The organism is Clostridium grantii DSM 8605, from assembly GCF_900129965.1.
Taxonomy (GTDB): Bacteria; Bacillota; Clostridia; order Clostridiales; family Clostridiaceae; genus Clostridium_AF; species Clostridium_AF grantii.
The window spans coordinates 149,462-164,459 of sequence record NZ_FQXM01000009.1; the positions used below are offsets into that span (position 1 = coordinate 149,462).

Sequence of the window (14,998 nt, forward strand, 5' to 3'; positions counted from 1 at the left end):
GTGAAAATGGATAATAAGAATATACCCAAGATAATTCATTATTGTTGGTTTAGTGGAAAAGAAAAACCTAATATAGTAAAAAAATGCATTTATAGTTGGAAAGAAAAATTACCTAATTATGAAATTAAAGAATGGAATGAAGACAATTTTGATATAAATATCAATATGTTTGTGAGACAAGCATATAATTCAGGAAAATTTGCATTTGTTAGTGATTATGTAAGAGTCTATGTTCTCTATAAATATGGTGGGATTTATTTGGATACTGATGTGGAAGTTTTACAATCCTTAAATAAATTTTTGGAACATGAGTCTTTTTGGGGTTTTGAAGAAAAAAATTATATTGCAACCAGCACCATTGGAGCTAGAAAAGGTAATCCATTAATAAAAGAATTTTTAGATACTTATGAAAATAAAAGGTTTGTAAAAGAAAATGGATCAATAGATACATTAACTAATGTATCGGTTGTTTCTGAGATGATTCAAGAATATGGAATAAAATTAAATGGAGAATATCAAGAAATAGAAGGGTTATGTACTATTTATCCACAAACGTATTTTTCGCCTTATGATTATATAAATTGCTATAGTAAAGCTAATGCAAATAGTTTTACAACACATCACTTTTTTAAAAGTTGGCTTCCTTTTAGTGATAGAGTAAAGACTTATTTAAAGGTATATTTAGCAAAAGTAATAGGTGGTAAGAATATTGCACTTTTAAGAAATCGCTTATTTACTAGATAAAAAGGAGGTTAATATGATTTTAAATGTAGCATATTCAACTGATAATAATTATGTTCAGCATGTAGGCGTATCTTTGATTTCTCTGTTTGAAAATAATAAAGAGTTTGATGAAATTACAGTTTATATTATTGAAAATAATATATCTGAAATAAGTAAAGTTAATATTAAGTTAATATCGGAAAAATATAATAGACAAATAAAGTTTATAGATTTTAATAAGTTTAAGGGTAATTTGAAATTAGATATTAAAAATTCTATCTCACTAAGTTCTTATGCAAGATTATTTTTAGGAAGGATTATTTCAACTAACGTTGAAAGAGTTATTTATATGGATTGCGATTCTGTTATAAATAAAAGTTTAATGGATTTATGGACTATGAACATATACCAATATTATATTGCTGGGGTTTTGGATACGGTAAGTAATGAAACAAAAGTAAAAGTTGGTATGGACTTAAAATCTCCTTATGTAAATGCAGGTATGTTATTGATAAATTTAAAAAAATGGAGAGAAGATAATATTGAGGAAAAGTTTATTGAGTTTATTGATACTTATAATGGGAAAGTATTTCATCACGATCAAGGAACAATAAATGGGGTGTTAAATAAGAAAATACTCATATTACATCCAAAGTATAATGCTATGACTACTTTTTTCACAATGAATAGAACAGATATAATTACATATTATGGGTTGAGTGATTATTATGATGAAGTGCATTTAAAGGAAGCAATAGAAGAACCAATATTTGTACACTACACCCCAGCATTTACAACTAGACCTTGGATAAAAGGGTGCAAGCATCCATTAAGAGGACTTTATGAAAAATATTTAGATATGACACCATGGAAAAATATTAAGTTACGTAGTGACAGCAGAAAAGCAGTAGAAAAGTTTGTTGCTTCTTTATATAATAATTTACCATTCAATGTTGCTAATAGAATATGTAAATCTTTATACAGATAGTTTAATTATTAGATTGGGGATACAAGTATGAAAAAAAAAATATTTATTAGTATGTATTCATTGAATATTGGTGGAGTAGAGAGAAGCTTAATAGGACTTTTGGAAACTATTGATTATTCTAAGTATGATATAGATTTGTTTCTGTATAGGCATGAAGGGGAATTTATGGAATTTATACCGAAGGAAGTTAACTTGCTTTCACAAATACCACAATATTCAACTTTTGAGAGGCCTATAAAGAATGTTATCAAAGAAGGACATGTACTATTAGGTTTTGCAAGAATTTTAGCAAAAGTGAGAAGCAAAATTAAGAGTAAAGGCTTAATAAATGAAGAAGGTACCTATAAATATATGCAATATATTTGGAGGTATTCCATTCCTTTTTTACCTACTTTAAAAAAACAATATAATCTAGCAATAGGTTTTTTAGGACCATATGATTTTTTAATCAATAAGGTAAAGGCTGAAGTTAAGATGGGATGGGTTCATACTGATTATTATACAATTGTTAATCCTGATAAAAAAATAGATCGAAAAATGTGGAATAAGCTAGATTATATAGTTAATGTCTCTGAGGCGTGTGAAAAATCATTTTTGAAAGTGTTTCCAGAGTTTCGGCACAAAACTATTGTTATAGAAAATATTCTATCTACTAATTTTATAAAACAGCAAGCAAAAATAGAGGTATGTGATGAACTATATGATAATTGTAAAGTTAAAGTATGTTCAGTTGGAAGACTTTCACATCAAAAAGGATTTGATATGGCAGTACAAGCATGTAAATTATTAGTAGATAAAGGATATAATATAAAGTGGTATATTGTAGGACATGGTTGTGAAGAAGGAAAAATAAAATCTTTGATAAAGCAGTATAGTATGGAAAATGAGTTTATATTGTTAGGCAAAAAAGTAAACCCATATCCATATATCAAAAAATGTGATATATATTGTCAACCATCACGATACGAAGGAAAAGCTGTAACAGTACGCGAGGCTCAGATATTGAACAAGCCAGTGGTAATATCAAATTTCCCTACAGCAAAAAGTCAACTTGAAAATAGAGTAGATGGTTATATAACTGAATTATCTATAGAGGGGATAGCTGATGGAATAGAAAAACTATATCAAGATGAACATTTAAGATACGAATTAAGTGAAAATTGTAAAAAGCATGATTATAGTAATAAGAATGAATTAGAAAAAATATATGATATTTTATAATAATTGATGATTAGAGAGGTATATCAGTATGTTACCCAAGGTAAGTGTTATAATACCAGTTTACAATTGTGAAAAATATATTGCTAATTGTTTAGAGAGTGTATTGAATCAAAGTTACACAAATATTGAAGTAGTGATTATAAATGATGGATCAAAAGATAGAAGTCAAGAAATAATTAAAACTTATGAACTTATAGATAAGAGAATAAAATTGTTGAATCAAGAAAATAAGGGACCATCTGAAGCTCGTAATAATGGACTTACAAACGCAACTGGTGAATATCTAGTTTTTGTTGATTCTGATGACACAATACATGAAATTTATATAGAAAAGCTTTTATATAAATCACTAGAGGGAGGATATGACATAGTCTGTTGCGGATATAATGAGGAAAGTAAAAATGGGATGATAAGTTATAATGATTTTTGGTTTAATAAAGAAAAAGTTTTGCGTAATGATTTTGCAAAGTATATTTGTAGTGGTGTTGGCGGGACGATATGGGGAAAAATATTCAAGCGGAATATTATTGTAGAAAATAATATTCGAATGGACTCTAAAATTTTTATGTGTGAAGATTTGTTATTTGTTTTAAATTACTGCCTTTATTGTAATACATTTGCCGCGATACCAGATTTTCTATATCACTACAACAGATTAAATAATTATAGTATAACTTCAAATATTAACATAAGTTATTTAAAAAATAATATTACTGTCATTCAAAATATGGAATCTTTATTAATAGATATAGGTATATATGAAGCAGTTATTGAAGAAATAGTAATATCTAGGGTTCAATCTCTAGTTATGGGTTTTATTTTTATCGAGGCTCAAAAATTTTTAAATAATAAATCTCACTATTGTATAAAAAACATTGAGAGTATCATTGGCAACGAATATGTATCCTCATATAAAAAAAGTTTTGAGGTTAAAGATGGTAAGGACAAGTTGATAATGCCATTTGTAAAAAACAATAAATATTTTATGGTATTTTTAATTTCTATTACCATTGAAACAGCTAAGAAGTTTAAAAATATAAAAGCTAAGGTTAATTGATAGGAGCAGTATATAGTATGACTAATGTATTATTTGTTATAGATTCTCTAACTTGTGGAGGAGCACAAAAAAGTTTGATTTCGTTACTTAATAATATAGATTATTCACAATACCAAGTAGAACTTTTACTTTTTAGAAGAGGAGGAGGATTTGAGAGGTTTCTTCCATCTCAAGTTAAAGTACTTAATGTTCCTCAATACTTTCGGTTTGTTTCAGGAGATACTTCAATTAATTTTAAAAGTAGAGTAAAGTATCATCTATATAGACTGAAAACCTCATTAAAATTAAGATTAAATAATATTACTAGGAAGAAAAAACATTCTGAACAAATAGTATATACATCAATTAAGACTATTTTAAATAATGTTGGTAAAAAATACGATGTAGCAATAGCCTATAGTCAAGGGTTGCCAACATATTTTATTGTTGATAAAGTAGAGGCAGATAGGAAGATAGCATGGATTAATTGTGATTATATAAATACATTATATGATAAAGACTTAGATAATGTATTCTATAGGAGTATAGATACAATGGTTACAGTTTCTTCTTATACATATGATTCTATATCAAAAATGAAATATAACTATAAAGATAAGTTGAAAGTAATACTTGATATTGTTAATCCTGAAATAATTACTAAAATGTCATTAGAGGAAGAACCAAGAGAGTTTCATCAAAACGTACTTAAAATTCTAACAGTTGGTAGATTAGCCACAGTTAAAGGATATGACTTGGCAATTAAAGCGGCAAGTTTATTAAAGAAAGGTGGATATAAGGCCAAGTGGTATGTTATAGGAGAAGGATCAGAAAGAAAAGAAATGGAAAGGCTTATAGATAAATATGAACTATCAAATAATTTTATACTATTAGGTGAAAAATCAAATCCATATCCATATATAAATAATTGCGATATATATGTTCAAACATCTAGAAAAGAGGGGTTTGGGTTAACGGTAATTGAAGCTAAAATTCTAAAAAAGCCTATAGTTTGTACTAATTTTGATACTGCATATGAACTGATTAATGATAAGGTAGATGGTTATATAGTATCTAAGGAAGAAAATGAAATTTTCAGTGCCATTAAAAAATTTATCGATAATGAAAATGAACGTAAGAGGGTTATATGTAATTTAAATAATTGTAAAGCATATAGTTCGGTGAATGAACTTGAAAAATTTTATGAAATAATTAATTAGTGAATTTACTAAAATATGATTTAAAGAGGTACTAAGAATGAAGAAAATTTTTATTGATGTATACTTAGCTTTTAATTTAGGAGACGATTTGTTTTTAGATATAATTGCTAAGAAATATCCAAACTGTTCATTTACGGTGAATTACGTAGGAGGTGATTATGATAAGTTTATTTCACAATACAATAACGTTAATAGAAGAAATTATAATTTAATTAATAAGATAATGCGACGACTTAAAATAAAGGATGCTTTAACAGAGTATAATAGGATTGCTGAAGAACATGATGCTTTAATATTTCTTGGGGGTTCTATTTTCAGAGAAGAAGAATATCATCAGTCTCTATATAAAGATAGAATGAACATGGTAAAAGAATTCAAAAATAGAGAAAAGCCAATATTTGTACTAGGAGCAAATTTTGGACCATTTGAGACTCAAGGATTTATAAATGATTATAGGAGATTTTTTGAATTATGTAAAGATGTTTGTTTTAGAGATACAGACTCCTATGAATTATTTAATGATATGTTAAATGTTAGATATGAACCAGATATAGTGTTTCAAATGGATATAGAAAAATATAAAAATAAGAAAAATAAAAAAAGGATAGGGTTTTCGATTATAGACGTGAGACATAAGCAAGGATTGGCAATGTATCATGAAGAGTATATAAATAGTTCAGTTAAGTCTTTAGAGTTATTAACAGCTAGTGGGTATGATTGTTACTTAATGTCTTTCTGTCAAAGAGAGGGAGATTTAGATGTAATAAATGCCATAAAATCAAATCTTACATTAGAAAGTTTAAAGAAAATATCCATATATGAGTATAAAGGTAACTTAACTGAGGTTATTGAACTAATTTCAACGTTTCAATTGTTTATTGCAGCAAGGTTCCATGCTAATATTATTGGACTATTATTAGGTACTTCTATATTGCCAATTATATATAGCAAAAAAACTATTAATATGCTTAGAGACATCAATTTTAATAACATATTAATAAATATGAATGAACTTCATTTACTATATGATAATAAAGTATTGAAAAGAGCTTTAGATAACAACTTACTTTTAGGAGATTTATCAAAGAAGGCAGAGAAACAGTTTAATAAATTAAATACTTTTTTGATAAATTAATTTTGGAGGGTACATGAAAAAGATTTTATTTATGGTTATAAATATGAACATTGGTGGAGTAGAAAAAGCACTATTAAACATGTTATCTGAAATACCAAAAGACAAGTTTGAAGTAACTATATTAATGTTAGAAGAGTATGGGGGATTCTTAGATCATATTCCAAAATGGGTTAATGTACAAGTACTAGAAAGTTATAACAATATTAAAGAATACGTTAATGAACCACCACAAATTGTTGCATTAGAACTTCTAAAGGATAAGAAGTATATAAAAGCATTTAAGACTTTATTTTATCATATACTTTCAAAGATAACAGATAACAGAGAACATTATTATAAATATGTATTAAGAGATTATGATCAAATGGAGAATCAATATGATTTGGCAATAGCCTACCATGGTCCAATGGATTTCATTAGTTATTTTGTAGCAAGAAAGATAAAGGCAAAAAAGAAAGTCCAGTGGATTCACTTTGATGTAACAAAAATCCATATAAATCATAAGTTTACAAGAAAGATATATGGTCTGTTTGATAATATTTTTATAGTATCTGAAAAAGGAAAGGATAAATTTTTAGAAGTTTTTCCAGAGTTCAAAGAAAAAACAAAAACATTTTTTAATATTGTATCAGCTAAATTAGTCAGAGACAGTGCAGGAAAAGGTGTAGGATTTACAGATGATTTTAAGGGTACTAGAATACTAACAGTAGGGAGACTATGCACTGAAAAAGGGCAGGATTTAACCATTCTTGTATTAGCAAGGCTAGTTGAAGATGGATTTAATGTTAAATGGTATTGTGTTGGCGAGGGTAGTGCAAGAAAAAAATATGAAGAGCTAATAGATAAATACAATGTAAAAGATAAATTTGTTTTATTAGGTTCAGATCCCAATCCATATCCCTATATGAAACAGTGTGATATTTATGTGCAATCATCTAGGCACGAGGGGTATTGTATTACTCTTGCAGAGGCAAGGTGTTTCGATAACCCAATAATCACTACAAATTTTACAGGTGCAAGAGAGCAGATAATTCATGAAAAAACAGGATTAATAGTGGAGTGTAATGAACAACAAATATATAGTGATATAAAAAAGCTATTAGATGATAAATATTTAATGGATACGTTAAGGAAAAATCTACAACATGAGATAGTAAATACTACAAATAATATGGAAAAATTATTTCAAATAATGAATGGTATAGACAAAACTCATAGGGAAGTTAGTAATGAAGAAAATATTATTTATGGTCAGTAGTAGGATATTGGAGGGATAGAAAAATCACTACTTTCTCTACTATCTTTTATATCTTCATATTTCATATTTCATATCTAAATATTTAGATAATACATATATTTATTACAAGCATGTTTTAAAAGTGTGTCAAACAACGTTAATACATATGATGTAGCAATAGCATATTAAAGACCAACAGATATTATAGACTACTATATTATAAATAAAGTTAATTCAAAAAAGAAAATATCATGGGTGCATTTTTATGTTTCCAAATTTTTGATTAACAAAAAATTATATTGTAGGTTGTACAATAAGTTCGATAAAGTATTTGTAGTTTCTCAACAAGCAAAAGAACATTTAATTGAAACAATACCAACAGTTACTAGCAAAGCTGAGGTGTTTTTGAATATAGTATCATCAAATTTAATAAATGGAATGTCACAAAAGTCAGTTGAATTTGATAAGGATTTTAAAGGGATAAAGATTATAACTGTTGGAAGACTTTCTTTAGAAAAAGGACAAGATCTTGCTATTAAAGTTTTATCTAAGTTGCGAAAAGATAGATATAATGTGAGATGGTATTGCGTTGGTGATGGTAATGATAGAAAAGAATTTGAGATATTAATAGGTAAGTATAATTTGAAAAATGACTTCATACTATTAGGAGCAACACCAAACCCATATCCCTATATAGCAAAAGCAGATCTTTATGTTCAAACGTCCAGACATGAGGGGTACTGTCTTACCTTAGTAGAAGCAAAGTGTTTACATAAGCCTATTGTGACAACAAGTTTTGCAGGATCATATGAGCAACTTAGAGATAGGTATGATAGTTTTATTGTCGAATGTAATGAAATAGAGTTATATGAAAAGATTAAATATTTAATTGATAACCCTATACAACGAGATAAACTAACCAAGAATCTATCAAAAACTAAAGTAGATATAACAAAAGAAGTATATAAATTATTTGATTATATCCAAATAGAAGGGAATTAAAATTATGAACCCGAAAATAAGTATAATTGTTCCAGTGTATAAAGTAGAACCATATATTCACAAATGTGTTGATTCGATATTAGCACAAACATTTACAAATTTTGAACTTATACTAGTAGATGATGGATCACCTGATAATTGTGGTAAAATTTGTGATGATTATGAACAAAAGGATTGTAGAGTAAAAGTAATACATAAAGAAAATGGTGGCCAAGCAACGGCGAGAAACGCAGCTTTAGATATAGCAAGAGGCGATTATATAGGTTTTGTTGATAGTGATGATTGGATTGAACCAGATATGTACGAATTGTTATATGGTATGTGCACAAAAAACAATTGTGAAATCTCAAGCTGTACGATGAATATATACTATAAAGATAAAATGATAATTAACGGTACGCACCCACTAACAATCCATAATAAAAGTCAAGCTATGGAAGCAATAATTAAGGGAGATCTATATGATGAAGTAGTATGGACAAAGTTATTTAAAAGGGAATTGTTAGAGGGAATGAGATTTCCAGTTGGAATAATGTATGAAGATACAGCATTTACATATAAAGTTATCCATAAGGTTGGAAAAGTTTGCTGCATAGGAGCTCCTAAATACAATTATTTAAAACACGATAACAGTACAATGGATAGGGCTAGAAAAAATATAAGCTTAGATGCTATTTATGTGTATGAAGATATGTATAAATTTATACAATTTAATTACCCTTACCTTATTGATTTGGTAGTATTAAAATTAGCTAATAACTGTATGCGCATTCTGAATTTAATACTAAATAGTAACAATTTTGAAAAATATAAAAAAAATTATTATAAAGTGGGGAAAATACTTAATAGTTATTTTGATAAAACTGTAAAATTAGAAGATTATCCTAGGAATGTGAAGATATTATTGATAGTTAATAAAATACATCCTACTATATACAAATTTATAATAAAAAAATATCAACCATAGTATCTAAAAAAATCGTTAGTATGTAGCAATATCATATCAAGAACAAATAGATACTATAGGTTACTATATTGCAAATAAAGTAGATTAAAAAAAGAAAATATCGTGAGAGCATTTTGATGTTTCTAAATTTCTTATTAGTAAAAAATTATAAAGTAAGCTATGCAATAGCCTTAATAAAGTATTGTAGTTCCTCAAGAAGTAAAAGTTTGAAAGGAAGTTAAATTATGAATCCCAAAATAAGTATAATTGTTCCAATCTACAAAGTAGAAGCTTATTTGCAAAAATGTATAGATTCCATTTTAGTTCAAACGTTTAATGATTTCGAGTTAATACTAGTAGATGATGGTTCGCCTGATAAGTGTGGAAGAATTTGTGATGAATATGTTAAGAAAGATAAAAGAATAAAAGTAATACACAAACTAAACGGAGGGCTTAGTTCTGCAAGAAACGCTGGGATTGATATTGCACAAGGCAAATATATTGGATTTGTAGATAGTGATGATTATATTCATACAAGGATGTATGAGGTGTTATATAATAGCGCAGTTGAGTATTTGTCAGACATAATAATGTGTGATTATTCAAAAGTAAGTGAAGGACAAGTAAAAGAACTGATTAATTTTAATACAAATAGTAAGATAGAACATTTCACAAATACACAGGCTTTAGAGCAATTATTTACTAAGAATGGAGTTGGTTTTGTTGTAGCCTGGAATAAGTTGTATAGAAAAGAATTGTTTAAAAACTTAAGATTTGCTGAAGGAAGAATCCATGAGGATGAATTTATAGCACATAAAATTTTATATAAGAGCACAAAAATAACCTATGTTTCTATTTATTTATACTATTATCTTCAAAGAAATAATAGCATTATGGGATCACAAGTCAGACTAAAGAAATTGGATTTCCTTTATGCCCTAAAAGAAAGAACAGATTTTTTCAAATCAATAAAACAAGAACAGCTTCAATATAAAGCAGAGAAAACATATATATGGGTGTTGATTGGAAGGTATTATAAAACAAAATCAGAATTAACAAATGTTAATAAAGAACTGAGAGAAATGAAAAAAATGTTCAATAAAGTTTTAAATTTAAGATTTTTATTAAATAATAATAATTTTACTTGGAAAGAAAAATTAAAATTGTTATTATTTAAAATAAATCCAGTTTTGTACAATCTATATAATAAAACTAGAATGAATTTTATAGAAAAGCGAATATAAAAATAATGGAAAAATTATTATATTATTTTGAAGAAAGGATCAATAAATATGAATGATATTATGTTAATAACAAGTAATTCATCAAAAAAGCAAAAGATAAAAGAACTTTGGAAATATAAAGAAGTTTTATATTTTTTATCTTGGAAAGATATTATTGTTAGATATAAGCAGACAGTACTAGGCATTATGTGGGCTATACTTCAACCGGTATTTACTATGATAGTAATGAGTTTTATTTTTGGTAATCTAGCAAAAATGCCATCAGAAGGAATTCCATATCCTATATTAGTATATTCAGCAATATTACCATGGAACTTTTTTTCCAGTGCATTTAGTGGTACATCTAATAGTTTAGTAAGTAATGCACACTTACTTAAAAAAATATATTTTCCAAGATTGGCGTTACCAATAGCGTCTGTAATAACTTCATTTATAGACTTCTTGATATCATTTGGAATTTTAGTAGTGATAATGATTGGCTATAAATATGTTCCACCAATAAGAATTCTATTGGTTCCATTATTTATATTAATTACATTTATAATTTCATTAGGAGCAGGATTATTTTTTTCCACTATGAATGTAAAATATAGGGATATAAGATATATAGTTCCATTAATACTTCAATTCGGAATGTATTTGTCACCAGTGGGCTATTCAAGTGAAGTAGTTCCAGAAGGATTAAGACTTATTTATTCCGTTAATCCTATGGTTGGTGTAATAGAAGGTTTTAGATGGTGTCTTATACCAAATTCAGTAATTTATATGCCAGCAATTATAATTTCTATATTAGCAGGAATTATATTTTTGATTTTAGGAATTAAATTCTTTATTAAATTCGAAAATACCTTTGCAGATTTAATATAACGAAAGGAAGATAAATACATATGAATGAAGAAATAATGAGAGTTTCAAATATTAGCAAAAAGTATAAACTTCTATCAAATAATACTAAACATGATACATTCGCATCAGTACTTTTTAATTCTTTTAAAAGTGGATTAAGTAAAAAAAAGAATAAGTGTAAATCAAAAGAATTTTGGGCACTTAAAGATATAAATTTTACGGTAAATAAAGGGGATAGAATTGGAATAATAGGTCACAATGGAGCTGGTAAATCAACTTTATTAAAAGTTTTTTCTAGAATAACAGTACCTACAGAAGGACAAATAGAGGTGAAAGGGAAAATCTCTTCACTGTTGGAAGTAGGAACAGGATTCCATCAAGAACTTACTGGAAGAGAAAATATATATTTAAATGGTTCTATATTGGGAATGTCTCGGAGTGAAATAGAAAGGAAATTTGATGAAATTGTAGAGTTTTCGGAAATAGGCGATTTTTTGGATACTCCAGTTAAAAAATATTCAAGTGGAATGTATGTAAGGCTTGCTTTCGCTGTTGCATCACATTTAGATCCAGATATTTTAATTGTAGATGAAGTTTTAGCAGTAGGGGATATGAAATTTCAGCAAAAATGTTTAGGTAAGATGGAAGATGTTTCAGGGGAAGGTAGAACAGTAATATATGTTAGTCATAATATGAATACAATCCAACAACTATGCAATCGTGTTATTGTGATGGACCATGGGAAAATTATATTTAATGGAAATGTAGATGATGGAATTAAAGTATATATGGAGAACACAAAAGAGATGCAAATATTTAATGATTTATCTGAAATAGATAGACCAAAGAATAGTATGAATGCCTATTCAAAAATGTTGAGCGTTGAAATATTAGATAAGGAAGAATGTATATTTAATTGTAATGAATCTTTAAAGTTTAATATAAGATGGAATATAATTAAAGATTCTCCAAACGTGTGTATGAGAATGATAATATTATATTCAGATAGTACTCCAGCATGTATGGCAACAACTAGAACAATTAATATTACAACAAAAAATAGTGTTATTGATACAATATTTGAATCAGATATATCTTGTTTAGCTCCGGGGAAATACATAACTAAACTTGTATTGTATTCAGTAAATCAGTACGGAGCATTTGAACATATTGATATTGTTGAAAACGCATTTAGTTTTCAGATTACACCAAAACATGATGAAAATAATAATCTTGAATGGCAACACCGTTGGTGGGGACATACAAAGTTACCAGAAATTAAAGTTAGACTAGAAGGAAACTGATTTTATAAAAGATGATTACCTAAAAGAAGAAAAGGAGAACAATATGGGAAGAATAAAATCATTAGCTTATAATATTCTAGGTGGTAATAATAAGAATAAAATCGATTATTTGCTAAGCTTTAGATATTATAAATACTTTAAAAACTATAAAAATAAAAAAAAAATCTTATATGCATTAGTCCCCACACATGGAAATTTAGGAGATCAAGCCATCGTTTATGCATCATTAAGATATATAGATGATAATTTGCCTGAATATGAGGTTATTCAAATTAATTTTAATGATACATATAAATATGGGAAAGCCCTTGAAAAGATTATGAAAAAAGATGATTTGATATTTTTACCCGGTGGTGGAAATATGGGAAATCATTATTTGTGGGAAGAGGAAGCTAGAAGACATATAATTGAGAAATTTAAAAAAATACAAATAGTATCTTTTCCTCAAACTATATTTTTTTCTAATGATGAAAATGGTAAAAAAGAGTTTAATAAAACTAAACATATATATAATTCTCATAAAAACTTATCACTTTTAGCAAGAGAAGATAAATCTTTTGCAATTATGAAAGAGAACTTTCCTAATTGCAATGTTGTTAAGTCTCCAGATATTGTTTTTTATCTAAACAATAAATTAAAAAACAATAGTTATGAAAGAAAAAAAATAATGATTTGTTTTAGAAAAGATAAAGAAACTTATGTATCTATGGATAAGAAAGCTATTTTAATAGACCAACTAATAAAGAATTATGAAGATGTATTGGTTAGTGATACTATTATAAATAAAACAGTAAGCAAAGAAGAAAGAGAAGGAAAATTATTAGAACTTTGGAAAGCGTTTTATGAATCCAAAGTTGTAATAACAGATAGACTCCATGGCATGATATTTTGTGCAATTACTAAGACACCATGTATTGTTACTAGGAGTTTAGATCATAAAGTTGTTGAAAGTTATAGTTGGATTGCCAATCTGAACTATATTAGATTTATAGATGAATTAAACTTCAATGAAATTAAGTATAATATTGATTATTTACTTAGTATAGATGAATTAAATAACTTCGATTTTGATACAAGCCACTTTAATAAACTTTTGCAGCAGTGCAAGTTAATATAAGAGTGGTAATTTAGCAATATATTTATGAGGCTGTAAAAGGGAAAAATTAATGTTATTTAATAATAGTTTGATTGGTCATATAAATTGTTGGAGGACATATTTTGAATAATTTAAACAATTATAATACAAGAAGGATTAAATTTTTTCTATGGGGAGTTATATCATTAATATTAATTTGTATATTAATTAACAGAATAATATTTTTTGAAAGTAATGATAAAGAATATTCTTTGCAAACATCCCAAGGAATGGATAATTCAGTGGAGAATGAATATACAATTGAACTTGATAAATTTGGGATAAAGAATGATGCAACATTTGCCGTAGAAACTTCAAAAGGTATAAATGATGCTTTACAATATGCTAAGGAAAAAGGTTATGAGAAAATAGTATTTCCTAAAGGGGAATATTTAATTAGTGAATTAAATCCTGTAGTTATTGATTTGAAAAATGTAGTTATAGATTTAAATCAAGCTACTTTTCAAATAAATACAAATGGGTTAGAAAAATACTCCATAATTCAAATAGTTGATGGCGCAGAAAATATTAGATTAACAAATGGCATAATTAGAGGAGATAAAGATACACATGATTATAAAACCATAAAGACACCTCATGAATGGGGATGTGGAATTGTTTTTAAAGGTGGTAAAGACTTAGAAATGGATAATATAACAGTGACTAATGTTACTGGATATGGAATATATACAGAAAGTGGAACCAATAGTAACAGATTTGATGCAGTATATACTAAGAATGTAGTTTCAGGGTCTATATCAGAAAGTGGTATTATGATAGAAAGCAATAAAAATAGTAGAACTAAAGAAGTTTACAATATAAGTAAATGTGGTGAACAGTTTGAATTAGGATACACATTAGGATATCAGGGTTATCCATATCTAAAAAATAAAGAATACACTTCTTATTTCTATGATGAGAATATGAACTTTGTAGAAAAGAAAGATTGTATTCAATTCAA

14 protein-coding genes are annotated in these 14,998 nt (G+C 27.0%); all 14 read left to right on the plus strand.

Going from position 1 to position 14,998, the window contains the following annotated elements; translation table 11 throughout:
• Window positions 1–6 precede the first annotated feature (6 nt).
• Window positions 7–744 carry a glycosyltransferase family 32 protein gene (locus BUB83_RS09885; RefSeq protein ID WP_073338300.1) on the plus strand — a complete coding sequence of 246 codons (738 nt, stop codon included), beginning with the start codon at window positions 7–9 and terminating at the stop codon, window positions 742–744.
• Between the two features lie 13 nt (window positions 745–757).
• The gene (locus BUB83_RS09890) at window positions 758–1,711 is read left to right on the plus strand and encodes a glycosyltransferase family 8 protein (RefSeq protein ID WP_073338301.1); all 954 of its coding nucleotides are present in this window, start codon (window positions 758–760) and stop codon (window positions 1,709–1,711) included.
• Between the two features lie 27 nt (window positions 1,712–1,738).
• Window positions 1,739–2,932: a glycosyltransferase gene (locus BUB83_RS09895; protein WP_073338302.1), complete on the plus strand. Its 1,194-nt coding sequence runs from the start codon at window positions 1,739–1,741 to the stop codon at window positions 2,930–2,932.
• Window positions 2,933–2,960: 28 nt separating this feature from the next.
• On the plus strand, window positions 2,961–3,989 hold the full coding sequence (locus tag BUB83_RS09900) for a glycosyltransferase family 2 protein (protein ID WP_073338303.1): 1,029 nt from the start codon (window positions 2,961–2,963) through the stop codon (window positions 3,987–3,989).
• A gap of 17 nt (window positions 3,990–4,006) precedes the next feature.
• On the plus strand, window positions 4,007–5,188 hold the full coding sequence (locus BUB83_RS09905; RefSeq protein WP_073338304.1) for a glycosyltransferase: 1,182 nt from the start codon (window positions 4,007–4,009) through the stop codon (window positions 5,186–5,188).
• Between the two features lie 37 nt (window positions 5,189–5,225).
• Window positions 5,226–6,323: a polysaccharide pyruvyl transferase family protein gene (locus BUB83_RS09910; protein WP_073338305.1), complete on the plus strand. Its 1,098-nt coding sequence runs from the start codon at window positions 5,226–5,228 to the stop codon at window positions 6,321–6,323.
• 13 nt (window positions 6,324–6,336) lie between these two features.
• A complete protein-coding gene (locus BUB83_RS09915; RefSeq protein WP_073338306.1) occupies window positions 6,337–7,581 on the plus strand; it encodes a glycosyltransferase in 1,245 nt (414 codons plus the stop codon).
• A gap of 258 nt (window positions 7,582–7,839) precedes the next feature.
• Window positions 7,840–8,562 (plus strand): glycosyltransferase, encoded by a 723-nt coding sequence (locus tag BUB83_RS09920; RefSeq protein ID WP_143160516.1) that lies wholly within the window; start codon window positions 7,840–7,842, stop codon window positions 8,560–8,562.
• 4 nt (window positions 8,563–8,566) lie between these two features.
• Window positions 8,567–9,529 carry a glycosyltransferase family 2 protein gene (locus BUB83_RS09925; RefSeq protein ID WP_073338308.1) on the plus strand — a complete coding sequence of 321 codons (963 nt, stop codon included), beginning with the start codon at window positions 8,567–8,569 and terminating at the stop codon, window positions 9,527–9,529.
• Window positions 9,530–9,753: 224 nt separating this feature from the next.
• A complete protein-coding gene (locus BUB83_RS09930) occupies window positions 9,754–10,752 on the plus strand; it encodes a glycosyltransferase family 2 protein (protein ID WP_073338309.1) in 999 nt (332 codons plus the stop codon).
• 48 nt (window positions 10,753–10,800) lie between these two features.
• Window positions 10,801–11,619, plus strand: coding sequence for an ABC transporter permease (locus BUB83_RS09935; protein ID WP_073338310.1), 819 nt, complete (start codon window positions 10,801–10,803; stop codon window positions 11,617–11,619).
• A 20-nt stretch (window positions 11,620–11,639) separates the two neighbouring features.
• The gene (locus BUB83_RS21915) at window positions 11,640–12,902 is read left to right on the plus strand and encodes an ABC transporter ATP-binding protein (RefSeq protein ID WP_073338311.1); all 1,263 of its coding nucleotides are present in this window, start codon (window positions 11,640–11,642) and stop codon (window positions 12,900–12,902) included.
• A gap of 43 nt (window positions 12,903–12,945) precedes the next feature.
• Window positions 12,946–14,019 (plus strand): polysaccharide pyruvyl transferase family protein, encoded by a 1,074-nt coding sequence (locus BUB83_RS09945; RefSeq protein WP_073338312.1) that lies wholly within the window; start codon window positions 12,946–12,948, stop codon window positions 14,017–14,019.
• Between the two features lie 101 nt (window positions 14,020–14,120).
• Window positions 14,121–14,998 (plus strand): hypothetical protein (locus BUB83_RS09950; protein ID WP_200801462.1); only part of this gene is annotated, 878 nt, incomplete at its 3' end.

Excerpts from the sequence above, each read along its gene's own strand:
- BUB83_RS09890 (WP_073338301.1), top strand. The coding sequence starts at position 758 with ATGATTTTAAATGTAGCATATTCAACTGATAATAATTATGTTCAGCAT.
- BUB83_RS09915 (WP_073338306.1), top strand. The coding sequence starts at position 6,337 with ATGAAAAAGATTTTATTTATGGTTATAAATATGAACATTGGTGGAGTA.
- BUB83_RS09930 (WP_073338309.1), top strand. The coding sequence starts at position 9,754 with ATGAATCCCAAAATAAGTATAATTGTTCCAATCTACAAAGTAGAAGCT.
- BUB83_RS09935 (WP_073338310.1), top strand. The coding sequence starts at position 10,801 with ATGAATGATATTATGTTAATAACAAGTAATTCATCAAAAAAGCAAAAG.
- BUB83_RS09905 (WP_073338304.1), top strand. The coding sequence starts at position 4,007 with ATGACTAATGTATTATTTGTTATAGATTCTCTAACTTGTGGAGGAGCA.
- BUB83_RS09900 (WP_073338303.1), top strand. The coding sequence starts at position 2,961 with ATGTTACCCAAGGTAAGTGTTATAATACCAGTTTACAATTGTGAAAAA.
- BUB83_RS09910 (WP_073338305.1), top strand. The coding sequence starts at position 5,226 with ATGAAGAAAATTTTTATTGATGTATACTTAGCTTTTAATTTAGGAGAC.
- BUB83_RS09895 (WP_073338302.1), top strand. The coding sequence starts at position 1,739 with ATGAAAAAAAAAATATTTATTAGTATGTATTCATTGAATATTGGTGGA.
- BUB83_RS09885 (WP_073338300.1), top strand. The coding sequence starts at position 7 with ATGGATAATAAGAATATACCCAAGATAATTCATTATTGTTGGTTTAGT.
- BUB83_RS09945 (WP_073338312.1), top strand. The coding sequence starts at position 12,946 with ATGGGAAGAATAAAATCATTAGCTTATAATATTCTAGGTGGTAATAAT.
- BUB83_RS09925 (WP_073338308.1), top strand. The coding sequence starts at position 8,567 with ATGAACCCGAAAATAAGTATAATTGTTCCAGTGTATAAAGTAGAACCA.
- BUB83_RS21915 (WP_073338311.1), top strand. The coding sequence starts at position 11,640 with ATGAATGAAGAAATAATGAGAGTTTCAAATATTAGCAAAAAGTATAAA.